We start from the raw sequence: 22,788 nt of genomic DNA, 5'->3' as shown, positions 1-22,788 counted from the left end.
CTCTTTTCCCAGTTCAGAGATCTTCTTTCTCTGTCTGTTCCGCACCCACCATCATTTCACGCCAACTCATACCAAAAAGGAACCAGAACATGGGAGCATGATAGATCAGGCTATCACTTAATACTGCTGTCAGGCAATATGTCAGAACGGAAAAAAATAGACCAGCACGAAACGCATTCCATTTTGACCCTCTCGAAAATGTCTTACGGAATCCGCAGACTGTGTACAAAACAAGCATTCCCAGTATCATGACTAGGGACAAGATTCCTGTATCCTGAGCAATTTGCAGATACCAGCTGTGAGGCTTGTTGTACAAAACATAAGTACCGAAAATATTCAGAAGTGCCGGAAGATCTTCCTGATTCAGATAGAAGATCGTAGTCGCTGCACCATGTCCCACGAACCAGCAATCTTTCAGAGCAGAAATCGTATTCGCCCACACAAAGACACGTCCGTTAAGGTAAGGATAACATTTCTGAAGCGTTTTCGACTCGCTGACCTTTGGCACATCTGCCAGAATACCGCCGCCGATACTGATCACATGCCAGCCATCTGGTTCACGTACAGTCTCCACCGGCGTTGCATAGCCCAGCTGAAATTGCAGCCGATCCGTCAGGATCTGCACCTGACAGTGTTCCAACTCCGGTTCTGCAAAACTGCACATGCCATCTATGCTCATCTGAGGTGCTACAGTGATTCCATTACAGGTAAACGTCAGGGTTTCTGTCGAAAGCAGTTCCCCGGAGGCCTCCACAGTAAATACGGTATCTGCATTCTCAAGGATAATCGTATTCCCATCCAGATCAAGAGAAAGCAGCTGAAAGGTATCTTCCTGTTCCATACCGATCATGGTATGCCGCAGCTTTTCCGTCAGCGTATCGCCGCTTCTTGTACCAACAAATCCACATCCACCGGCGATCACTGTGGCAATGATCACACCACAGAAGCTGAGTTTTGCCATGCGTTTCCAACTGCTATGAAATGCCCAGACAACAAGCAGTACCAGCGTCATGCCGAATCCCAGCAAAATGGCATTTATGACCTTTGTCAGCAGCAGCGCTGCCCCCAGAAGTACCGCCGCCATAATCTGCACCACCATCCGCTTCATAGATGCCTCACGGGAAATCATAGAAACCGTCAACGGCAACAGCATGGCGCAATACATGCCCATATAGTCCGCATTACCGAAGGTCAGTACAACAGTTTCCGCTATACCCACAGTCCCCCCCAGGTTACCCAGGAGCTGCACCAGATAATTGTTATAATAGCAGATACCGCTCTGTTCCAGCAGTGCCAGAATACCGATGACTATGGCAAGACCGGTCAGACAGTTTTTTACAAACTGCACCACTTCTTCCCGATCGATCCAGTACCATGCCGCCGCAAAGATCACCGCATAACCCACCAAGGCAAAATAGCCCTCATACAACATATAGATGCCGAGCCATGTTTCAGAGCGATACTCTGACAGAAGCGACGACAGCAGACCCAGCAGCAGATAAATTCCCAGAAAGAGAAACATTACCGCTGTGATCCTTGTCACAGGCAAAGCTCGTTTTGGACGCATAGTCAGTTGTTCATAGCAGAACCAGATAACTGCCGCTGCCGCAATGATCAGTAAACCGATCTCTCGAAAAAGCTGTTCAAAGTCACTGGTTGTGCCTGCACTGAGGTAATACGCACTACGCACCGCATCCGAAACGGAAACCTCTATGCGTCTTGTCAGAAACGGCAATAAGCAGACGCAGAATATCAAAATTTTTCCAGGAAGCGTCAGCTTCCAGGGCGAAACGGACACCCTGACGGGTGTTCTTCCCTGTTTCTTTTCCATACACATACACCTTTCCACTTGTCATAAATTGATTCACATTGCTCCAGCTAATATTATAATGGAAAACAACGGAAAAGTCAATGTATTTTTATCCGCATTTCAAACAGATACTGCGGAGACCTAAATCTTTTATACTATAAATATAGTATAACACACGAGCATTGAATATATCTTAAAATTTTCCTATGCCTTTTAAAATTTTCTGTGCACTTTGACAAAAAACGATTGAAAACTATAAAAATGGATGTCAACAGCATATTGTAAAGTAACGTTCTGTTTCTGTGCAAACCTGCATAGGATAGAAAAGAACAAGAAAAAGCCTGTAATATCATGAGGGAGGCAGAGCTATGTATCACAGCTGGAATATCCGCCGATTTCTCCGCTATACCGCATTTGATCTGGCATTGATCTTGGCAGCGCTCCTGTTGACACATGCCGGCAAGCAGCATTTTGCAGCCGTAGACAGCACCGGCGGCGTGACACTTCCCATACTGATGTATCACAGCGTCACAGATATGCCAGAGACAGATTATTGTATCTCGCCAGAAACATTCCGCCAAGACCTGCAATATCTTCACGAACATGGCTATAAAACCGTTTCCGCAGCAGAACTCATCGCTTATACTGAAGGAAATGGTTCTATGCCATCAAAGCCCATCATGCTAACTTTTGATGATGGCTTTTACAACAATATGAGTATCGCTCTGCCCATACTAGAAGAATACGATATGTGTGCTGTGATTTCCATTGTGGGAGTGTTCACCGATGTGTATGCACCGGATGCACCCCACAACGATGTATACTCCTACCTAACCTGGGATGATCTGCGTCAATTACAAGAATCCGAACACATTGAACTAGGCAGCCATACATATGATATGCATTCCAATGACCAGCGAAAGGGCTGCGCAAAGCTGGAATGGGAGTCCGAGGAAACATACCATTCCATTTTATATGGGGATGTTTCCCTGTTACAGTCCCGCTTTCAGGAGGAACTACAGATGCAGCCCATGATCTTCGCCTATCCGTATGGGTTTATCAGTAAAGAAAGCAAGCCGGTACTGAAAGAGTGCGGATTTCGCATTACGTTAACCTGTCTGGAAAAGCCGAATTTCATCACACGAGATCCATCCTGTCTGTACGGGCTCAGCCGCTACAACCGTCCAGGAAATTGCAGCACAGAACAGTATATGTCACGTGCTATATCCGAAAGCAACAGATAATATGAATTCCATAACAGGAGATGATACATATGCGCAGACGTCACAGACGTCGAAAATGGACATTGGTCTGCTTTTTCGCAGCCATGGCAATCCTCCCGGTGACAGCTGTGTTACAGCGCAGCAGCAGCGAGGTACATTCTTCCGCTGCCTTTCAATCGGAATCCATCCACGCCAACACAGACCCCTGGTATGACCAAGAGGATACAGTCACATGGAATGTAGCATCTGACGGGTTTGGCTGGGAGGAAGAAACTGCACCTTCCGACATAGAAACTGCCAATGTATCTATATCGCCCTCTGCCGAGCCTGGCGATAAGCCCTATCCCACCAGTTGGAATCTCAGCGCAGACACCACAGTCAAACGCACCTCCTACGGTATCTATTCCGGCACACGCTTTTTCAGTCTTTTTACAGCCGGACAGGTACAGAATAAAACCAGCATCTCCAACAATGAATTGATTTCTGAAAGCACAAAAGCGCCGTCCTTTACCATTGAAACAAATGGTGAACCCCAGGTACTGATCATGCACACCCATACTACAGAATCCTTTGAGCCATATGTTCGCTCCAACTATGATCCAAATTTCAACTACCGCACCACTGACCCAGCGTATAATATGGTATCTGTGGGAGATGCTATTACAGAACAGCTGGAGGCAGTTGGTATCACCGCCATTCACGACACGACTATCCATGATTACCCATCTTATAACGGTTCCTACGAACGAAGCGCAGAAACAGTCAAGAAGATCCTGGAAGAGCATCCCACGATCTGCGTGGTGCTGGATATCCACCGGGATGCCATCCAGGACGGTAATACACTGGCACAGCCTGTAGTGGAAATCGACGGAAAGGAATCTGCACAGGTCATGATCATCTCCGGTTGTGACGACGGGACAATGGATATGCCCAAATATCTGGAGAATTTTCACTTCGCCTGTCAGCTTCAGAGTAGTATGGAGGGCATGTATCCAGGACTGACACGTCCGATTCTCTTTGACTATCGCAAGTACAACCAGGATCTGACCACTGGAAGCCTCCTGCTGGAAATTGGCACTCACGGAAATACACTGGAACAAGCCCAATACGCTGGAGAACTTGTAGGAAAAGCTCTAGCGCAGGCGCTGTTAAAGCTGCAAAAATAGACAAAAAAGCTGTTGCAAGAACAGCAAAAATCCAATTAACGGAGCGATGTCCGCATCACACCGTTTTTCTGTTTCATTTTGACTGATTGCAGCAATCCCTATCAAAAGAAAGGACACATTTCATGAAGGCCCAAACGAAAAAAAACTGGAAATATCTCTGCATTTCGGTTTTATTGTATTTATTGCTGTGTGGATTTCTCTGGGGTTTTTTGCTGGTAAGCACACGCTCTTACAACCGACTTTCCCATGAACAGGTAGTCATGGCACAGTTGTCCATGCAGCCAGACAATACCGTTTCGCTCTCCCTGGCAGATACATCGCTCGAATGGGAACTTCCGGAATGGAACGAAGACCTGTATCTCTGGGTCAGCACACTGCCGGGCATTGCCGGAAACTGCGCCATCAGTTTGTGGCAGCTATTGTTTTCAAGCTAAACCACTGTATCCAGACGACGCAGAAACAGGTTCTGCTCACGCATGGCATAAAAGCAATTCAACTCACCACGATAAACCAGCATGGCGTTGGGAATATATCGCAGATCGTCTGGCGTATAAAGCGAAGGTTGTTTTTCTAGTTCCACACCGGTATGCTGAAGCAGTCTGGCTACAAATTCAGCACAATGCAGCTTATTATGTCTTGTCCAGCGAATATGCAGAAATGTGGTACACAAACCCAACAGATTATAGGAGTACCTGGAACGATAAAACTTGAAGTGCTCTAAATATTGCAAAAACTCTTGTTTTGAATCAGAGGAGACCGGAATGGCATAGATCTCGCAGGGAATCATCAAAAACCTTCCGAATGTCCCCTCTCCAATAATTTCTCGATTGAATGTCGCTGGCAAAGGAAATCGACGATAGGTACGGCAGAAACTGTAGATCTCTTCTAATGTCAGATCCACGGCAACCGAAGCATGGTTGTATGGCTTTTTTGTGAAATTTTTAATAAATCGAGCAACATTTGTACCGGTCTGGCTTAGAATTACGAACAAATATTCTTGCATTTTTTTCACCTCTGAAAATTTTTTTCGAATTTCCTGATTTATTATAGCACAACCCCTTGCATTTTTCAAGAGGATATGCTATAATAATATAGTCATCAGGTGATTTTCCAAAAAATCAGCGTCTCACATGAATGTATCAAGTTTTTTGTGCAGTTTTCATCTGATATCAAATATGCGCCTGTAGCTCAGCTGGATAGAGTGTCAGACTCCGACTCTGAAGGTCGTGCGTTCGAATCGCATCAGGCGTACCATATTCGTGGATCAAAAAAGATGTTCCACTTCAAAACCGCATCATTATGCGGTTTTTTCATTTAAAGTCGATTTTATTGGTATTTCATAACAGATAGCACAACAATTTTGAACGGCGAGGAGCTTATTAACAGATATTTTTCAAAGAAGAACCACCTGAGAGATAATTTTGATCCCTCAGGTGGTTTTTTGTGACATATCATCATTGGAACGAGATTTCGACATACTTACATTACACAATAATTTGTCACATATCTAAAGCGCACAGTTGGAACATTACTGACGCCTTATGAACAATTTATGGAATGCTCAGGTTGTTTCTTCTGCAATTCCCCAGTTATCTATATCCTTAGCCGTACCAGGAAGTTCCACAGCTTTTACTGTTTCATTCGTGGACTTTTTGAAAGTTCCGGTGGCTTTATCCACTGTAATGCTGGTTTTCTGGATCACAATACCATCATTGATGCCCCAGTCACCTGCAATTACGTAGCCAACACTATAGAAACTCAATGTGATCTGTTCCTCTGTTTCTGTACAGAATGATTTCAGATTATAGCTAATCCCCCGTATGGACAGAAACTCCAGAAGATTTTCTTCATTCAGCGCAAAGTGCAGCTGTCCAGTAGTCATATCATAGTAGTTCTTGTTATAGATGATGACATAATAGGGCTTATTCAGCACCTTCGGATTGCTGTAATAGGAACGATAGATCCAGAAATTTTCATCGGAATAAACCTTTTCGCAGCCTTGAAAGGAATAGCTATCATTTTCTGGAACGAAGAATTCCTGCGCAAAAGCCTCCGCTTCCTCGTCTGTTTCCGCAGAAGCATACAAAAAGTTTCCATCATCAGTACGATAGCGATATGCCACAAAGTCCGAACCATTGGGGTCAAATCCCTCCGGGAATGGATAGCTGTATGTTGTATTTTGCAGTTTCCCTGCCTCCAGCATATCGTAAAGCGCCGTCACCTCACCATCCGTAAGACTGAGGATATCCTCTTCTGTCAGACTGTTCACATCAATTTCAGCTGGCACGGTCTTTTCCAGCAATGCCGCTTTCAACAGAGCAAGGTCAAAGCCATTGATGGTTTTATCATCATTCATATCTGCGGCTCTCCACTTTGGCAGTTTGCCAGTCCCAAGCAGCCATTTTTGCAGCGTTACCACATCGGCAGTGGTAAGCTCACCGTCGTCGTTTACATCGCCCAAAGTGAAACCAACTTCGATTTCCTCATCTGTAGCAAGCTCGATCAGAATCTGTTCCTGCCCGTTTAAAGACCATCTCGTCTGATTCACCATAATATTGTAGTTATCTGGCATGGAGACAATTTCAATGTAGTACTTCTCGGGAATAAGCTCCGAATTGAAATAATCAACCATATATTCCGGTTCATCACTGCTATTCCAAGTCAGAAGCGGTGGAATACACTCATCATCAGTAGTAAGACCACCCGCAGAACCGCTGAATAGACCCAGTGTCACATCCGGCATATTTTCTCCGGTGTAATAGTCCACCGCTCTGACACGTGTGGTCAGCCCGGTTTCTGTAATATCCGTAATGTCCGAAACCGTCGGATACACCAAAAATGTTTTTTCAATGTTTTCAATCGGTTCTTCTTCCCAATCCCGTTGCTGCCGCCAAGCAACTTTCAGATAGCCGGTGGCTGTCGGTTTCAGCACCTGAACAACATAGACAGTTCCTCCGGCAGGCGGCACATACCCTTCATCAATATCATACATCATCGACTCATCATATCTCTGGGAAATCGTATTCTCGTACACCATTTCATAGCCTACAGAACAAAGTGCCGTATCCAGAAATACCTGATAGCCGCCGTCCATACAACAGCTTTTGCAGTAGATCACATAGCCATTCTCCACGGAAATACCGCCGGTTTTTGCTTCAAACGATACCGCTTCTTCAATGCTGTCAGGAACGAAAGCAAACAAATCTGTCTCCGTGATCTGAAGCTGGTCATCTACGGAAAAGGTAAAATGGTAAACCTCCTTGGCATAGGTGCCAACAGGTTCATTCTGCATGATTGAAGTATCCTCTGTCCAGGTGAAGTCCAGCGTACCGGCAGATTTCACCTGGAATATCATCACACTATGGTGCCAGCCGTCTGCCATACCATAGACTTTATAGGATTCCTCCGACATGATCTCAAACGCCGCAGTAGAATTTTCAGACAAAAAGCTGTTCTCTACGCCAGGAAATTCTGTAAAATCTCCGCAGAAGCAGATATATTCTCCCTGCACGTAGATATTGCCGTAATTGTTCAGAAAATCCACTGTTTCCTCATAAGTATCCGGCACGTCAAAAGGAATTGCTTCACTTTCCGACTCTGCCGCAAGAACGGGAAATTGTACTGCACTTGTCAATAGTGCAAAGATTGTCAGTACTGCAATTGTTTTTTTCATATGGGGTTCTCCTTTCTGCATTGCCATTGGTGATGAAGTTTATTTATCCATATTGTTTAATCTGTCGTGCTATCCAACAGCAAATTCCGCATCACACAAAGGTCAAACGCATTTAATTTGTCGTCTTCGTATAAATCCACCGTCTTCCAATTGGTAAGCGTCGTATCTGGTACAGCTAACAACCATTTTTGAAAAAGTATCACATCAGATATGTTAAAAACACCATCATCATTGCAATCTCCAGGCAAAAAACTAGTAGAGATAGTTGTTGCTTCGGTTGCAGCTGTAGTAGTAGTGGTTGTTGTGACTTCTGTATCAGTCGATGTGACAGTATTCGTTGAAGTTGTTGTGTTGGTTGCGGTAGTAGTTGTCTCTGTTTTTTCTGTGGTGACAGCAGCGGTCGTTGTTGTTTCAGGCTGGAGTGGGTCAGTAAATGGGTCAGTAATAGAAACGCACCCCAATGCACCACATGAATGTTTGAATGCATACATCTTTCCTGTGAAGTTGATAGAATCAGGGAAAATCAGGCTATACGGATATTCTTCCGTTCCATGCTCGGCAAGACTAATCAAAAGTTCATAAATCATAGAATTTTTTTCTTCAAAGCTTGATGATGTGTAGCTTTCTGACGCAATCAAAGCATCGATCATTTCATTAACAGCAGCCATTTCTGAAATTTGAAGTGTTGTAATCCTTTTTACAATCTTTATAGTGATTGTTTTAGATTTAACACCGTCTTCCGTAATCGCATAAAACGATAAGACTTTCGGATCTTCATAAGTTGCACCGCTTGTATCTAGTTCAATTTTGGCGGAGTATACTCCGTCATGTGGGAGGTCGTCACCGCTTACGGAAAATTTTCCATCGTCAAGCATTGTATACTCTGTCAAATCGTCAGCGTTGACAAGGGTAACACTCTCACCCTCGTAGTCAGTTTCTGCGTAGAAGTATGTTGTTGTATCCTCATCATCAAGGTAATGTGTTGAACTGCAGGTTAAGTTTAATTCATATTCATAATCACTGGAATTCGCCGAAGCAAAAATGGGAAAGGAAGATATTAGAACAAGATTTCCCATTGCAACGCTGAGTAATCCCCGACAATATTTTTTGACCTTTTTATGTTTACTCAAATTTATCGTCCTTTCTGAATCATAACGATTTTTTAAGTTATTTGTTATTCACGAATAGGATGTGGTGCAAAGATACGAAACAGGCTCTCAGCGCCGCAAATATTCCACAAGTTCCTCTTCTTGAAACGTATTAGAGCGATACAGCACATTGACAAAGCTACTGCCGTTCCATTGATACCGGGATACATCCGCATTGCTTACATACTGATATGCGCCTGCCGGAACAGCGCTGAAACCCTCCTGCAAAAAATACAGACAAGTTTCGCCCAGTGCTGAGGAAGTTTCCTGCATATACGGATCAAAACAGGTCATATTCTGAATCTCCTCATCAGTTATCGGAAACATAGAAGACAATTCTGGATACAGTGCCAGATATTCTGATAGTGGAATATAGCCGCCCTTTTCATAGACAGATATCTTATCTCCCTGCCGCAGTGTCCCATCATAAACATCCGTGATCACAAGATCCACCTGCGTCCAGAGTTCGTTCCCGATCCGAGTATAAGTCAGTCCGATTACTGTTCCAGAGACGATCTGATCCGAACAATCTGCTTGAATCATCCATGGGGAAATTGGTTTCACATCATCCGACGGCCCTACCGGCTCACTTTTTATATTTATAATGGTATCTGTTTTCTCATAGCGATATGCCGGTGTCACACGATAATCTGCAGTCACTTCTGTTTCTTCATCGCCGGTAGGGGGAACAGTTGTTGCACCATTGTTTACCTCATTTGAGGGCGGTGCCTGACCGCCGGACGAAACCATTGTAGTAACTGTACTGGATGCTGTCGTCTGCGTCGATGCAGGCTTTGCTGTCGTTGTTGCAGCCGCAGTTGTTTTGGTTGTCCGCTTTGTCGTAGTCGTTGCCTGGGATGTCCGGGTAGTTTCTTTGGTTTCTTTTCTTGTCATAGCAGTAGCTTTCGTGGTTTTCTGGTTCTGTGTCTTTCGGATAACAATCGTTGTCGCCTGCTGTTGACTGTTCTGACGTATTTCGGTAGTATGTACTATTGTTTCGCTTTGCGGAACAACGGGCAGATCTGTTGTTGCGGAAACGACAGCTTCTGTTGTTGTTTCATCCACAGCAGAGAAAGTTTCCTGCGTATCCGCAGAGGAAGTCTGTTCTTCCACCTCACTAGACATATCAGTCTCACCGACAGAATCCTCAATATCCGCTATGGGAATGCTGCCGCTGCCATTTCTATAATTCTGATAAATACCATATCCTCCAGCCATAACGATTACGACTGTGCACAAAGCTGCTGCCTGACAAACTATTGCCCTATGTTCCAGGATCAGAAAAAACAGCGATTTTTTTTTCGTTTTTTCTTCCAGATTCCGAAAAAAAGCATCTTCACGGGTCGGATTCGGAAAATCATAGGCTTTGTTCAGATTTTTCAGTGCTCGTCTGAATTTTCGGCGCATTCCAACCCCTCCTTTTCAAATTCATGCCGCATTTTTACAAGGATCTTCTTGATCCTACGGTTCATTGCGAACCAAGATATGTGATATATTTTACTGATATCCGCAACAGATATCTTATTGATGTACCGCAGCATAATAATTTCCCGTTCTTCCTCCGGCAGAGCCTCCATAATGCTGCGAAGCGTGAGGCTATCGGTCAATTCTGTCTCCAGATCCGACTCGTCCGGAAGCTCCTCCGACAGTTCCTCCGGGAATGTCTTACGGTATTCGTCAATGCACAGATTCCGTGCAATGGTGTATAAATACTGCAATTCGCAGCCATTTTCCTGATATTCCGGGTGCTCCAGGAATCGAAGGAAGGTCTCCTGGGTCAGATCCTCGGCAGTTTCACTATTCGGAATGCGAAAATAGCAGTATTGAAATATTTTTTTGTATTGTTCTTTTAGATCCATGGATTCCCCGATTACCTCCCTTCATAGTGTTAGACGGATGAAAAGGAAAAAATTGCGGTTTTTATTGTAAATATTTTTTGAATATCCGGGGCTGTTTTTCTTTATTTTAGCATAATCTCCGGAAAAATACAATAGAAAATGAAAACTTTACGATTTTTCTGTAAAATGTAATCTGCAAAACTTTATCGGTAAATATTATTTGCCCTAAATTGGATCAGCAGGCTGCCTTTCTGGCACATATAAAGAAGTAGTTCGGATTGAACCAAATCCTCCTCACGTGCATATACTATGTCATACTGAAATCATTTTGGAGGGACATATGCACACAGAGAATTATGTCATGCAGTCTCTGGAACTGCACTTATTTTTCGGACGTATCATGAAAGAACACTCCCTGTTTCTCCGGGCAGGGTTTACCCCGGCCGGTGCGGCATTTTCCAAACAGGCAGAGATGTACCAGCGAGAATTTGAAAACCTACTCCGGCAGGCGCTCCAGCTCACCAGCGGTCTTATCAGTTGCGATGTGCTGGATTCCGGCGAGCTTGTCACCGAATACACAACCCTGGCAGAACAGCAGACCCAGCGTTTTACCGGAATTCCCATCCGCCAAGACATTACCCAGCAGGAACTGGCTCTGACCTGCGACAATTGCCGAAGACAGTGCGGCATGGAGAAAGAATGCCAGGTGCAGCGGCTAAACCGACATGCTCTGAAACTTCTGGATAGACTCATCGGACTAAAAGAACGCATTCTGGAGCGTGTTCTCCGCTGTCATATGTTTACCATGAACTATCCCCTGCTACTGGAACATATTATCCGTGAAGCAAAGCTGTACAGAAATTATGTACAGACTCTGGAACAGGACGGCGAACTGCCCTGCCAGTCTATGAAAGAGATCGAATGCTTCTGGAATCAGATCATGATGGAACACGCCATGTTTATCCGGGGACTTCTGGATCCGTCTGAAACGGAACTGTTCGATACAGCCGACGGATTCGCCAAAGAATTTGCCGGACTGCTGAAGAGCTGCCGCAATGCCCACAATCAGACATTAACGTCAGATTCGCTGGAAAAAGCCATTCGCTTACAGGATTTTAAATCCGCTGGCACAGAAAGAATCATACAGTGCAAGATCCGCTCTGTTATCTTGCCTCTTCTGGCAGACCATGTGCTGCGTGAGGCAAATCATTATATCCGCCTGCTGAAATATTAATCTGATTTTTGAAAAAGGGACTGTTGCAAGCAGTCAAAATCCAACAGAAAAACGGTGCGATGCCCAAATCGACCCGTGAATCAGGATTTTTCTGCCCCTGCAACAGCCCCTTTTGTTCTCCGAGTTTCTCATAGCCATATCAGGATGTCAGATCCTCCACCAACTGCCGCAGCTCTGTTTCCGTTGCCGCCGGGATTCCTTCCTCCAGCTGTTCCCGGTCATAGTCTGACAGCAGATTCAACGGCATGTCCAGTCGCTGATAGGGCACACTGTTCCCCATCCGGAACAGCCCGATCTGTCCGTCAGCGATTTTCAGCAGATATCCTGGTTCTGTCGTTGTCTCCTCCGTGGTTACCCCTTGAGCAGCACTGCGCTCCTGCCGCATACTCACTGTCAGCGACCCGGCAACGATCACCAGAGAGATAGTGATGGCGGTGAGTATCATCCATGCGATCTTTCGTTTTTCCATAAAACGCCTTCCTTTCTTTCTATAAGTACCAGAAATATTCTTGCCAGAATTCGTAAGTTTATACATTCTGCATATTTTTCGAAGAAAATCTGCTGCACCTCTTAACATCCGCAAAAAAATGTGTTATAATAGTTGTGTATTGATTTTCGCTTCTTTTGCAGCATTGTTTCGCTGCATTTGTATCACTTTCCTGCACGGCATTTTGTGCAGATACTTCGAAAGGATCCATGATTATGGAAAATAACAAAAAGAAAAAAGCCAACAACTCCGAGGCAAATTCCAAGCGGACAGCAAAGGCACGCTCTGGTGCACCCCAACGGCAATATTACGGCCCCACCGGTACCCCGGAATATCCCTATCACAGTCCGGAACTGGACGAGCCGACTGTAAAGATCAAGCGATTTCCCATTCTGCGGCAGACGCTCTCCATTCTCGGTTCTACCCTGGCAGCGCTGTTTTTGATCCTCATCATTACATGTACAATTGTTACCACCGCCCTTGTGGTCTATGTCATGAATTTCCGGGATGATGTTTCAAATGTTACCATTGAAGAAATGGAATTGTCCTATAACACCAATATCTATGCCCAGGATGAATCCGGCGAGTGGGTAGAGATCTATGAAGTCAGCAATGCCTCTCAGCGTATCCCCATCAACATCGACAATATCTCCCAGCATGTCCGGGACGCTTTTGTCTGTGCTGAAGATGAACGTTTCTACACCCACGATGGTGTCGATTATAAGCGTACCCTTTCTGCATTTGTCAATATGTTTGTTCATATTTATGATACCAACCAGGGCGGTTCGACCATTACACAACAGCTCATCAAAAATATTACTGGCGACAGCGAACAGTCTCCTTCCCGTAAGATCCGTGAGATCTTCCGTGCTATGGAGCTGGAGCGTGCTTATTCCAAGGACAAGATCCTGGAGACATATCTGAATTATATCGGTTTCGGCGGCACTTCCAACGGTATTGAGCACGCTGCACAGAAATATTTCGGCAAGAGCGCCGCAGATCTGGATGTGGCAGAAGCAGCATGCCTGGCAGCAATTCCTAAAAGCCCGGAAACGCTCAACCCCTTTGCTGGGTATACCGATGATGTCACGGGCGAATGGGTCAACACCGGGCGTGCGAAGAACAAGGAACGTCAGGAATATGTTCTGTGGCAGATGTATGACAATGGTGCCCTGACCTATGACGAGTACCAGGCGGCACTGCATGAAAAACTGATTTTTACAGATTCCGAAGAATACAAGTCGGCACATCCAGAGATAGAAAAGGAAGAAGAAAAAGATACAAATAATACAACATCATGGATTATTGATGCTGCCATGTATGAAGTGGCTGATTATCTCAGTGATAAATTTAACCTGACTACAGAGCAGGCAATTACCCGTATTAATCACGGCGGCTATCAGATCTATACGACAGTCAATCTGGATATGCAGAAATATGTAGAAGACAAATATTTGGATCTGAACAATTTAGTGGAAAAAGATCGGGTCGCAAAGTGGCAGGATACAAATGGTGACGGTGAATATACTACTGAAGAAATCGTCTACCCCGAATCTGCGTTTATTGCCATGAATTACAAGGGAGAAATCCTTTCAGTGGCTGGTGCTACCGGTGAAAAGACCGTACCCCTTTGCTGGAACTACGCCACTATGGAACCACGTCAACCGGGTTCAACAATCAAGCCTCTGACCACCTATGGACTGGCACTGGAAAACGATCTGATCCACTGGGGCTCTATTTATAAGGATGAACCGATTGAAGTGGAAGGCAAGAAATGGCCTACAAACTACAGTGAAGACAGTTCCGCCATGTCCATCAGCCATAAGGATCTGAAGATCTATGAGGCACTGGAAAAATCCTACAACACCGTTCCGGCACAGCTATGCGATGCATTAACTCCTCAGAAAGTATTTGAATTTGCAACAACACGTATAGGCCTTGATCTCTGTGAGGACTCCGGCGACGGACATACCGATATTGCATATTCTCCGCTGACCGTTGGTGCATTGACCTATGGTCTGACACTGAAAAATCTCGTAAACGGCTATATCCCCTATGGCAACGGTGGTACCCAGTATGAAGCACATCTGGTCAGCAAGGTTGTCCAGGGGGCAGGCGATGTGATCTATGAAAACGACGGTACTCCCCACGAGGCGGTTAGCAGCGAGACGGCGTATGTCATGAACAAACTACTCCAAGACGTTGTCAATAACGGTACTGGTCAGAAAGCAAAACTGGAAAACAAACATGTAGCAGGTAAAACCGGTACTACCCAGGACTGGAACGACATGACCTTTGTGGGACTCACAGAGGATTTTGTCAGCGGTGTATGGCTCGGCTATACAGAACGTTCTGAAATCGAGGACCACAAGATCAAGTCCGCAGAGATCTGGTACAATATCATCGGCGAGTATGCAAACAGTCTGGACACTGACGCAGAATATCCCACAAACAGCAATGTAATTGAAGGAAAAGTCTGCACAAAATCCGGTAAGATTGCAGGACCTAATTGCAGTTCCACCACTACCGGCTACTGGAAATCCAGCAATGCACCGGTTTGTGATGAATGCAAGAAGTCCTATACCACCAAGTCAAAAAATGAAAACAGCGGTTCCGCCACAGAAACCACCGCTGCGCATGCTCAAGAAAACAATGCAGCCACAACTGCACCAGCTGCGCAGGAAACAGCCCCGGCGCAATAAGTATTTTATGGACAAACGATGAAAAACAAGACCGCTGATTCTTTCGGCGGTTTTGTACTAAATGATAAGGATGTGTAAATCATGCAGGAAACTTATTTACTCTGCTGCCCGTGTCACTTCGGGTTGGAGCGTACATTGCGGTTTGAAATTTCAAAAATCGGCGGTACAGATATTACAGCACAGGACGGAAGAGTTCTGTTCCGGGGAGATGCTTCCGTTATTGCCAAAGCGAATCTCTGTCTTTCCACAGCGGAACGTGTCCTGATCCAGCTTGGACAGTTTAAAGCATATACCTTCGAAGAACTGTTCCAAGGTGTGAAGTCACTGCCGCTGGAACAGTGGATCGGCAAGAACGACGCATTCCCAGTAAAAGGACATGCACTGAATTCCAAACTGCACAGCGTGCCAGACTGCCAGTCTATCATTAAAAAAGCCGCTGTGGAGCGGCTAAAATCTGTCTACCACATCAGTTGGTTTACAGAATCCGGCACAGCGCATCCCATCCAATTTTCCATTCGCAAGGACATTGCTACGATCTATCTGGACACCTCCGGAATCGGTCTGCACAAGCGCGGATACCGGAAAAATGCCAACGCTGCTCCCATCAAGGAGACCCTTGCCGCCGGCATTGTGGATCTGGCACGGGTACATTCCGACAGCGTGGTTTGCGATCCCTTCTGCGGAAGCGGCACTATTTTAATCGAAGCTGCATTCAAGGCAATGCGTATGGCACCGGGACTGAACCGCCGTTTCCTGGCAGAAAAATGGGATCAGATCCCACAGAGCATCTGGCGGGAAGCACGTGGGGAAGCGGTTGGTCATATCAAGCACGACGCAGCCTTTACTGCATTTGGTTCAGACATTGACCCTGAGGCAATCGCTCTGACAGAGGAGAACTGCCGCCGTGCCGGTGTGAAGCCCCGGATCGAGATCGTTCAGTGTAATATCGCAGATTTTGTCCCGCCGGAAGGTGCTATCACCATCTGCAATCCGCCTTATGGTGAGCGAATGCTGGACATCCAGCACGCACAGTCCATCTACCGGATCATGGGAGAGGTTTTCCCGGCGGACAAGGCACACCCCTGCTATATCATTACACCAGACGCAGACTTTGAGCTGCATTTCGGCAAACAAGCAGATAAAAAACGAAAGCTGTATAATGGCATGATCCAGTGTAATCTAATGAGTTATTATCAGAAATAAATCCTTATGCGGTAATGCCATTCCCGTTTTCTCCGCAATTTCCTAGTTGACAACTGCGGAAAAATATACTATAATAAGAATATTGTCTATGATCAAAATCAAAGGAGTATCAATATTATGGCGAAGAAACAGATCTCTAAATCCGGTGCAGCAAAGCTGCGGGAAGAACTCGATTTTTTGGTAACCGTCCGCCGTGCAGAAATGGCACAGAAGCTGAAAGAAGCACGTGCACAGGGTGACCTCTCCGAGAATGCTGAGTACGATGAAGCCAAAAACGAACAGGCAATTCTGGAGGCGCAGATCGCAGAGATCCAGTACACCCTTGACAATTCCGAGGAAGTGGATGATGACAGCATCTCTATTGACGAAGTTGGTCTGGGCTCTACGGTCAAGCTGAAAAATTTCCGTACCGGCAAAATCGAAACTTTCCAGATCGTCAGCAGTAATGAGGCGAACTTCTCCGAGGGCAAGATCTCTGACGAATCTCCTATCGGAAAGGGTGCTCTCAAGAAAAAAGTCGGCGATACTTTTATGATCGAAGCGCCGGCAGGCGAACTGAAATTTGAAATTCTAGAAATCAGCAAGTAATTATACAGAGGATGTGAAACCAATGGCGAATCAGACAAACCCGGCTGTTCCGGAACAGGAGCAGGAACAGGATCGTAACGTACTGCGGCAGATCCGTCTGGAGAAGCTGCGGCAGAGACAGGCAGACGGCAACGATCCGTTTACCATCACGAAATATGATGTGACAGAAAAAGCGGCTTCTATCAAATCTTCCTACGAAGAAACAGAAGCAAGGTTCATCGAAGAAGCTGCTGGAGACGAAGAAGCACTCCAGGCAAAGCTGGATACCCTCAAGGAACAGCCAGTTTCCATTGCTGGTCGTATTATGAGCTGGCGTGATATGGGACGTGCTAACTTCATCGACGTCCGTGACGACACCGACCGCATTCAGGTCTATGTCCGTTCCAACGACGTGGGCAAGGAATTCTTCAAGCAGGACTTCAAAAAGTGGGATATCGGCGATATTGTCGGCGTGAAAGGCTTTGTATTCCGCACAAAAAAGGGCGAGATCTCCATTCACGCACAGGAGATCACACTGCTGTCCAAGTCTCTCCTGCCTCTGCCGGAAAAATGGCATGGACTGAAAGATCAGGACACCCGGTATCGTCAGCGCTATCTGGATCTGATCGTGAATCCGGATGTGAAGAAAACCTTTGTCACACGCAGTCAGATCCTCCGGGAAATCCGGACATATCTGGACGGCATCGGCTATCTGGAAGTGGAGACACCTGTACTGCTGCCCATTCAGATCGCAGCAGCGGCAAGGCCCTTTACTACCCATCACAACACCTTGGATATGGATATGTTCCTGCGCATTGAGACAGAACTGAATCTGAAAAAGCTCATTGTTGGCGGCTTTGACCGGGTTTACGAAGTGGGAAGAATTTTCCGCAACGAGGGAATGGATCCTTCCCACAACCCAGAATTTACCACCATTGAAATGTACCAGGCCTACACCGATTATTTCGGCATGATGGATATTATTGAAGATCTGTACCGCACCCTGACCCGGAAGATCTGCGGCAAGGATGTTATCACCTATCAGGGTACAGAGATCCGCATGGGTGAGCCGTGGGAACGTCTAACCATGGCGGAGGCAGTTAAAAAATATGCTGGGGTAGATTACAACGATTGGGAAACCGATGCAGATGCCAGAGCCTGCGCAAAAGAAAAGGGCGTAGAAGTAGAAGAAGGCGAGCACGCTACAAAGGGACACGTACTCATTGCATTTTTTGATGCCTTTGTGGAGGAGCAACTAATTCAGCCCACCATTATCTATGATTATCCAGTAGAGAACTCTCCTCTGGCTAAGCGTAAGCCCTCTGATCCAGCATTTACAGAACGTTTTGAATATTTCATTTATGCAAGAGAAATGGGCAACGCTTTTTCGGAGCTGAACGACCCGGTAGACCAGAAGGAACGCTTTATCAAGCAAGTTGAAGCACGTCGTGCTCTGGGTGATCCCACTGGCGAGGTGGACGAGGATTTCGTCACCGCACTGGAATATGGTATGCCGCCTACAGGAGGATTGGGCTTCGGTGTCGATCGTCTGGTCATGCTGCTGACAGACAGCGCATCCATCCGTGACGTTCTGCTGTTTCCCACCATGCGGCCGCTGCCGAAGCTGGGACAAGAACAGGAAGAAACCGAAGAAGATACAGAAGCGTAAGCATTGACAGGGGGAATCGGTGCAGACGGAATGTTCCGCCTGCCGGTTTCCCTTTTTCTGTAGAAAGGATAAATTGTCATGACAATACAGGAATGCTGCACATGGCTTCAGAGTTATAAGAAACCATTTCAATATTCCAAATTTTTTCAGCCAACTACGGAACTACAAATCAGCAAATTCGAAAAAGAAAACCATATAGAGATTCCTCCATCATATCGGGATTTTTTGAAGCTGTCAAACGGCGCACGAATTCTTGATGAAATCGAATTATTCGGAATCCATAATCCGAAGAAAAACAATGTGGGCTATCCCACCTTTTTCGTCAAGGAGGATGGAAAAATCGTTACCCAGGATCAAGATACAGCGCTATATGCATCTTATCAAAAGCACTCCCCTTATCTGATTATTGGTGAGGGAATGGGTTTTGCTTGCATCGGTGTTCATAAGGAACATAAAAATTTTGTTATGCTGGATTACAAAGAAAAGGAGCCGGAAAGAATCATTTTCAATGAATTTGGAGCAATTCTGGAATATTGGATAGAACTTGCGCAAGCTTAACCAAGATATAAGATCGGATTTTTGTTTTGTAAAATATATGAAACTGAGCAACCAGAAAGGAACTTCTATGAAGCTCATTATTACAGATTTAGAGCATTTCCGCAATCCGGTAAGCGGAGAACATCATATCATTGCACCGGATGACAACATCCGGCATTGTATCGGCTGTTTCGGATGCTGGACAAAAACTCCGGGCATCTGCGTCATCCATGACGGCTATGAAAAAACCGGCATTGCCATGGGAAAATGTACTGAGTTGATCTATGTTTCCAACTGTTGCTATGGCGGATTCAGTCCCTCAGTAAAGGCAGTTCAGGACAGGGCAATCTCCTATGTGCACCCGGATTTTGTCATGCGAGACGGCGAAATGCACCATAAGCGCAGGTATAAGAACCAGATCTCCCTTTCCGCATATTTTTACGGAGAAAATATTTCCGATGTGGAAAAGGAAACTGCAAGAAATATTTTGCAGGCAAATGCAGATAACTTTGACGGAACTGTAAAAACCATCTGCTTCTACAAAACCATACAGGAACTGGAGAAGGTTGTGTTATGACGATCGCACTTCTGAACGGCAGTCCGAAAATGAAGGAAAGTGCCAGCAGAACACTTCTGAGTGACCTGAAAACGTTCTTTCCCGAAGAAACGGAATGTGTGGAAATTGCACTGCATTCCAGAAATCTGCCGGAGAAAGAGTTTGAACTGCTCTTCCAGGCAGACGCATGGGTATTTTCGTTTCCCCTCTATGTTGATGGGATACCGTCTCATCTCCTTTCCGTCCTCTGTGAACTGGAGAAACATTTTTCCGATCATCCGGAAATTTTCGTCTATGGCATAACGAACTGCGGATTCTATGAGGGCATTCAAGCAGAATTTGCATTGCAGATATTACAGAACTGGTGCATCAAAGCCGGCTATACCTGGGCAGGCGGCGTGGGCGTGGGCGGCGGCGGTGCACTTTCCATGCTGTCCGAAGTCAAACCCGGAACAGGTCCGAAAGCACCAATTGACAAGACGCTCCAAGTTCTTGCAGATACGATCCAGAACCGGAAAAAAGCAAAAAATTGCTATGTCTCTGTGGGCTTTCCCAGATTCCTTTACAAAATGGCAGCGCAGATGGGATGGCGGCAGGCGATCCGGTCAAACGGCGGAAAAATGAAAGATCTGGGCAATCGCCCAGAATAAGTGGAACATATGAAGATATAACCCAAAAAGCGAGGTCACCCTATGCAGGAAGAAAAGCACACCATGCAGCCGGAACAGTCTCCGGCAGAACCACAATCGGAGGAATCCGGAAAGAAAAAGAAGAAAAAAGGCAAAACCCTCATCGAAACCATGCGTGAGATCGATGAAAAAGAAGCCCAGAAAGAAGCAGAAGCAGAAGAACGCCGTCAGGCGATCATTGCCGAGCGGGAAAAGAAAGAGAAAGAGGAATACGCTAAGAAAATCCAACAGGATCGCATCGAACTCATGCGCCTGAAACAGGGAGTTATTGAAGAAAGCGAGACCATACGGGAAGAAAAGGAAGAAAAGCCGAAACTCTCTTTCTGGAAAAAGATCTCTAACTTCTTCTATCACAGCAAATGGTGGCTGGGCATTACCGTTTTTATTGTGGGCATCTTCGTTTTCCTCATTGTGGACTATATCACAAAGGAACGCCCGGATATGATCGTTATGGTTCTTACCGACGATTCTGAGATCCAGAACCGCACCAATGAACTGGAAGAATATTTCGAGCAATTCACAGATGATGAAAACGGCGACGGCAAAGTCCATGTGGATATCTACCCCATTCCCGTCAGTGACAATATCAATGACATGGACTATTACACGGGAAATGCTACAAAGCTCTCCGCAGAATTCCAGATGGGAGAAGCTGTCATGGTACTGACCGATGCCAAGGCAAACGAGTACATCATGGCTGAGGAGACTCTGGAAAATTTGGAGGAAATCTATCCGGATCATGAAAATATCCGTGAAAACGGCTATTATCTGCGCCACACGGATTTTGCCACAAAAATCGGGTATCCTGGCAATGTAGACCGTGACCTCTCCATTGGTCTGCGTACCCCTGTCAAAACATCTGACAGCAAAGAAGAAATGCAGGAAACCTATGACATCGCTGCAAAGGTGCTGGAACGGATCATGGAGGATCTGGACAATACCACCGAGCCGGAAGATATTGTTCCAGAGGAAACCTCGGAAGCCACAGCAACTGTTGCCACAGAAACGGAGGAATCATAATGCTGCGAATCGGAAACCATCTGCCCTCATCCAAGGGCTATCTTGCTATGGCAAAACATGCCACGAAATTAAACGCCAATACCTTTGCTTTCTTCACCCGGAATCCACGGGGTGGATCGGCAAAGCCCATTGACGAATCGGATATCCAGGCATTTCTTGCTTATACCCAGGAGCATGACATTGACCACCTTGTGGCACATGCACCGTACACCATGAACCTCTGCTCTGCAAAGCCGGATATCCGGCAGTTCGGGCTGAATATGCTCAAAGATGATATGGTACGCATGGAGTACACGCCCAATCAGTATTACAACTTCCACCCCGGCAGTCACACAGGACAAGGCGTAGAGACCGGCATCGAACAGATCGCCGCTGCACTCAACGAGACTCTCACTCCAGAACAGCATACCATAGTTCTACTGGAGACTATGGCTGGAAAAGGCAGCGAGATCGGCGGTAAATTTGAGGAACTCCGGGCGATCCTCGATCGAGTGACATTACAGGAAAAAATGGGCGTCTGCCTGGACACCTGCCATATCTGGGACGGCGGTTACAATATTGTGGACGATCTGGACGGCGTACTGACGGAATTTGACCGGGTCATCGGTCTGGATCGGCTGTATGCTGTGCATCTCAATGACAGCATGAACCCCTGTGGGTCCCATAAAGATCGCCACCAGAAGCTGGGACAGGGCTGTATCGGGCTGGAAGCCCTCACCCGTGTAGTCAATCACCCGGCGCTGAAAGACCTGCCTTTCATTTTGGAAACGCCGAACGAGGACGAAGGATATGCAGCAGAAATTGCCATGATGCAGGAGGCAGCACAATGAAAAAGCTCTTTTATGGTTTGACAGCATTGATCATTGCTGTTGCTTTCGGTGTCGGCGGATTTTTTATCGGCAGAAATACCGTAAATCAGGAGGATAATTCTTCCGCTAGTACCAACGACGCTGCACTTTACCAGACTTTTTACGCCGAAATTGAGGAAAACAACGGACAATCTCTGCTGGTAAAAGGACTGGATGTCAATAATATTAACAGCAGGGGCGAATTCTCTGTGACGATTGATGCGAATACCATTCTGGAATGGCGGTCTGAGCCGATTTCTCTGGAGGAACTGGAAGTGGGCGATACCGTTTCCATCACACATACTGGCAATATTGGAGAAACTTACCCTGCACAGATTTTTGAAACTGTGCGGATTCAGCTGCTGGATGATGAAAAATAACAATTACAACAACATAATTTCACATATCCTTGCCACCG

21 protein-coding genes and 1 tRNA gene are annotated in these 22,788 nt (G+C 45.9%); 15 read left to right on the top strand and 7 right to left on the bottom strand.

The window, feature by feature from the left end; all coding sequences use genetic code 11:
* Nucleotides 1-13 precede the first annotated feature (13 nt).
* Nucleotides 14-1,831: an O-antigen ligase family protein gene (locus tag QZ375_RS06345; RefSeq protein WP_295216958.1), complete on the bottom strand. Its 1,818-nt coding sequence runs from the start codon at nt 1,829-1,831 to the stop codon at nt 14-16.
* Nucleotides 1,832-2,178: 347 nt separating this feature from the next.
* On the opposite strand from QZ375_RS06345, the gene QZ375_RS06340 reads away from it, so the two are divergent.
* The 3 genes from QZ375_RS06340 (at nt 2,179) to QZ375_RS06330 (ending at nt 4,633) form a co-directional block, all read left to right on the top strand.
* A complete protein-coding gene (locus QZ375_RS06340; RefSeq protein ID WP_295216955.1) occupies nt 2,179-3,054 on the top strand; it encodes a polysaccharide deacetylase family protein in 876 nt (291 codons plus the stop codon).
* 29 nt (nt 3,055-3,083) lie between these two features.
* Nucleotides 3,084-4,199 carry a stage II sporulation protein P gene (locus QZ375_RS06335; protein WP_295216951.1) on the top strand — a complete coding sequence of 372 codons (1,116 nt, stop codon included), beginning with the start codon at nt 3,084-3,086 and terminating at the stop codon, nt 4,197-4,199.
* A gap of 122 nt (nt 4,200-4,321) precedes the next feature.
* Complete coding sequence (locus QZ375_RS06330; protein ID WP_295216946.1) at nt 4,322-4,633, top strand: hypothetical protein; 312 nt, start codon at nt 4,322-4,324, stop codon at nt 4,631-4,633.
* Here QZ375_RS06330 and QZ375_RS06325 read toward each other — a convergent pair.
* Nucleotides 4,630-5,202 (bottom strand): hypothetical protein, encoded by a 573-nt coding sequence (locus QZ375_RS06325; protein ID WP_295216942.1) that lies wholly within the window; start codon nt 5,200-5,202, stop codon nt 4,630-4,632. The two genes, QZ375_RS06330 and QZ375_RS06325, sit on opposite strands and share 4 nt — an antisense overlap.
* Before the next feature lie 174 nt (nt 5,203-5,376).
* On the opposite strand from QZ375_RS06325, the gene QZ375_RS06320 reads away from it, so the two are divergent.
* Nucleotides 5,377-5,453: transfer RNA gene (locus tag QZ375_RS06320), tRNA-Arg, on the top strand.
* 307 nt (nt 5,454-5,760) lie between these two features.
* Here the strand turns inward: QZ375_RS06320 and QZ375_RS06315 are convergent.
* From QZ375_RS06315 to QZ375_RS06300, 4 genes are all read right to left on the bottom strand, one after another.
* On the bottom strand, nt 5,761-7,872 hold the full coding sequence (locus QZ375_RS06315) for a dockerin type I repeat-containing protein (RefSeq protein ID WP_295216938.1): 2,112 nt from the start codon (nt 7,870-7,872) through the stop codon (nt 5,761-5,763).
* A 56-nt stretch (nt 7,873-7,928) separates the two neighbouring features.
* Entirely contained in the window at nt 7,929-9,002 is a 1,074-nt protein-coding gene (locus QZ375_RS06310; RefSeq protein ID WP_295216934.1) for a dockerin type I repeat-containing protein, read from the bottom strand.
* A gap of 87 nt (nt 9,003-9,089) precedes the next feature.
* The gene (locus tag QZ375_RS06305; RefSeq protein ID WP_295216932.1) at nt 9,090-10,427 is read right to left on the bottom strand and encodes a hypothetical protein; all 1,338 of its coding nucleotides are present in this window, start codon (nt 10,425-10,427) and stop codon (nt 9,090-9,092) included.
* Nucleotides 10,400-10,879, bottom strand: coding sequence for a sigma-70 family RNA polymerase sigma factor (locus QZ375_RS06300; protein WP_295216931.1), 480 nt, complete (start codon nt 10,877-10,879; stop codon nt 10,400-10,402). The genes QZ375_RS06305 and QZ375_RS06300 overlap by 28 nt, the downstream gene beginning before the upstream one ends.
* Before the next feature lie 319 nt (nt 10,880-11,198).
* Between QZ375_RS06300 and QZ375_RS06295 the strand changes: the two genes are divergently transcribed.
* Nucleotides 11,199-12,092: a DUF2935 domain-containing protein gene (locus QZ375_RS06295; protein WP_295216929.1), complete on the top strand. Its 894-nt coding sequence runs from the start codon at nt 11,199-11,201 to the stop codon at nt 12,090-12,092.
* Between the two features lie 139 nt (nt 12,093-12,231).
* On the opposite strand, the gene QZ375_RS06290 is transcribed toward QZ375_RS06295, so the two are convergent.
* Complete coding sequence (locus QZ375_RS06290) at nt 12,232-12,561, bottom strand: hypothetical protein (protein ID WP_295216927.1); 330 nt, start codon at nt 12,559-12,561, stop codon at nt 12,232-12,234.
* Between the two features lie 233 nt (nt 12,562-12,794).
* Here QZ375_RS06290 and QZ375_RS06285 point away from each other — a divergent pair, with 233 nt between their 5' ends.
* From QZ375_RS06285 to QZ375_RS06240, 10 genes are all read left to right on the top strand, one after another.
* Nucleotides 12,795-15,281 (top strand): transglycosylase domain-containing protein, encoded by a 2,487-nt coding sequence (locus QZ375_RS06285; protein WP_295216924.1) that lies wholly within the window; start codon nt 12,795-12,797, stop codon nt 15,279-15,281.
* Nucleotides 15,282-15,362: 81 nt separating this feature from the next.
* Complete coding sequence (locus QZ375_RS06280) at nt 15,363-16,484, top strand: class I SAM-dependent RNA methyltransferase (RefSeq protein ID WP_295216921.1); 1,122 nt, start codon at nt 15,363-15,365, stop codon at nt 16,482-16,484.
* A gap of 117 nt (nt 16,485-16,601) precedes the next feature.
* The gene (gene greA, locus QZ375_RS06275; RefSeq protein WP_295216919.1) at nt 16,602-17,072 is read left to right on the top strand and encodes a transcription elongation factor GreA; all 471 of its coding nucleotides are present in this window, start codon (nt 16,602-16,604) and stop codon (nt 17,070-17,072) included.
* A 22-nt stretch (nt 17,073-17,094) separates the two neighbouring features.
* On the top strand, nt 17,095-18,720 hold the full coding sequence (gene lysS, locus QZ375_RS06270; RefSeq protein ID WP_295216917.1) for a lysine--tRNA ligase: 1,626 nt from the start codon (nt 17,095-17,097) through the stop codon (nt 18,718-18,720).
* 78 nt (nt 18,721-18,798) lie between these two features.
* The gene (locus tag QZ375_RS06265) at nt 18,799-19,278 is read left to right on the top strand and encodes an SMI1/KNR4 family protein (RefSeq protein ID WP_295216915.1); all 480 of its coding nucleotides are present in this window, start codon (nt 18,799-18,801) and stop codon (nt 19,276-19,278) included.
* A gap of 67 nt (nt 19,279-19,345) precedes the next feature.
* A complete protein-coding gene (locus tag QZ375_RS06260; RefSeq protein ID WP_295216913.1) occupies nt 19,346-19,834 on the top strand; it encodes a flavodoxin family protein in 489 nt (162 codons plus the stop codon).
* On the top strand, nt 19,831-20,463 hold the full coding sequence (locus QZ375_RS06255; protein ID WP_295216910.1) for a hypothetical protein: 633 nt from the start codon (nt 19,831-19,833) through the stop codon (nt 20,461-20,463). The genes QZ375_RS06260 and QZ375_RS06255 overlap by 4 nt, the downstream gene beginning before the upstream one ends.
* Nucleotides 20,464-20,505: 42 nt before the next feature.
* Entirely contained in the window at nt 20,506-21,522 is a 1,017-nt protein-coding gene (locus tag QZ375_RS06250; protein WP_295216907.1) for a hypothetical protein, read from the top strand.
* Nucleotides 21,522-22,352 (top strand): deoxyribonuclease IV, encoded by an 831-nt coding sequence (locus QZ375_RS06245; protein ID WP_295216904.1) that lies wholly within the window; start codon nt 21,522-21,524, stop codon nt 22,350-22,352. Before QZ375_RS06250 ends, QZ375_RS06245 begins: the two co-directional genes overlap by 1 nt.
* Nucleotides 22,349-22,750 carry a hypothetical protein gene (locus QZ375_RS06240; protein ID WP_295216901.1) on the top strand — a complete coding sequence of 134 codons (402 nt, stop codon included), beginning with the start codon at nt 22,349-22,351 and terminating at the stop codon, nt 22,748-22,750. Before QZ375_RS06245 ends, QZ375_RS06240 begins: the two co-directional genes overlap by 4 nt.
* Nucleotides 22,751-22,788 lie beyond the last annotated feature (38 nt).

This window comes from Ruminococcus sp. (assembly GCF_019417665.1).
GTDB lineage: Bacteria > Bacillota > Clostridia > Oscillospirales > Ruminococcaceae > Ruminococcus_C.
The sequence above is the reverse complement of the archived record's forward strand: the minus strand, read 5'-3'. Positions and strand labels throughout refer to the sequence as shown.

Bases quoted from the DNA above. Each gene is read 5' to 3' on its own strand.
- QZ375_RS06345 (WP_295216958.1), bottom strand. From the start codon at position 1,831: ATGGAAAAGAAACAGGGAAGAACACCCGTCAGGGTGTCCGTTTCGCCC.
- QZ375_RS06340 (WP_295216955.1), top strand. From the start codon at position 2,179: ATGTATCACAGCTGGAATATCCGCCGATTTCTCCGCTATACCGCATTT.
- QZ375_RS06335 (WP_295216951.1), top strand. From the start codon at position 3,084: ATGCGCAGACGTCACAGACGTCGAAAATGGACATTGGTCTGCTTTTTC.
- QZ375_RS06330 (WP_295216946.1), top strand. From the start codon at position 4,322: ATGAAGGCCCAAACGAAAAAAAACTGGAAATATCTCTGCATTTCGGTT.
- QZ375_RS06325 (WP_295216942.1), bottom strand. From the start codon at position 5,202: ATGCAAGAATATTTGTTCGTAATTCTAAGCCAGACCGGTACAAATGTT.
- QZ375_RS06315 (WP_295216938.1), bottom strand. From the start codon at position 7,872: ATGAAAAAAACAATTGCAGTACTGACAATCTTTGCACTATTGACAAGT.
- QZ375_RS06305 (WP_295216932.1), bottom strand. From the start codon at position 10,427: ATGCGCCGAAAATTCAGACGAGCACTGAAAAATCTGAACAAAGCCTAT.
- QZ375_RS06300 (WP_295216931.1), bottom strand. From the start codon at position 10,879: ATGGATCTAAAAGAACAATACAAAAAAATATTTCAATACTGCTATTTT.
- QZ375_RS06295 (WP_295216929.1), top strand. From the start codon at position 11,199: ATGCACACAGAGAATTATGTCATGCAGTCTCTGGAACTGCACTTATTT.
- QZ375_RS06290 (WP_295216927.1), bottom strand. From the start codon at position 12,561: ATGGAAAAACGAAAGATCGCATGGATGATACTCACCGCCATCACTATC.
- QZ375_RS06285 (WP_295216924.1), top strand. From the start codon at position 12,795: ATGGAAAATAACAAAAAGAAAAAAGCCAACAACTCCGAGGCAAATTCC.
- QZ375_RS06280 (WP_295216921.1), top strand. From the start codon at position 15,363: ATGCAGGAAACTTATTTACTCTGCTGCCCGTGTCACTTCGGGTTGGAG.
- greA (WP_295216919.1), top strand. From the start codon at position 16,602: ATGGCGAAGAAACAGATCTCTAAATCCGGTGCAGCAAAGCTGCGGGAA.
- lysS (WP_295216917.1), top strand. From the start codon at position 17,095: ATGGCGAATCAGACAAACCCGGCTGTTCCGGAACAGGAGCAGGAACAG.
- QZ375_RS06265 (WP_295216915.1), top strand. From the start codon at position 18,799: ATGACAATACAGGAATGCTGCACATGGCTTCAGAGTTATAAGAAACCA.
- QZ375_RS06260 (WP_295216913.1), top strand. From the start codon at position 19,346: ATGAAGCTCATTATTACAGATTTAGAGCATTTCCGCAATCCGGTAAGC.
- QZ375_RS06255 (WP_295216910.1), top strand. From the start codon at position 19,831: ATGACGATCGCACTTCTGAACGGCAGTCCGAAAATGAAGGAAAGTGCC.
- QZ375_RS06250 (WP_295216907.1), top strand. From the start codon at position 20,506: ATGCAGGAAGAAAAGCACACCATGCAGCCGGAACAGTCTCCGGCAGAA.
- QZ375_RS06245 (WP_295216904.1), top strand. From the start codon at position 21,522: ATGCTGCGAATCGGAAACCATCTGCCCTCATCCAAGGGCTATCTTGCT.
- QZ375_RS06240 (WP_295216901.1), top strand. From the start codon at position 22,349: ATGAAAAAGCTCTTTTATGGTTTGACAGCATTGATCATTGCTGTTGCT.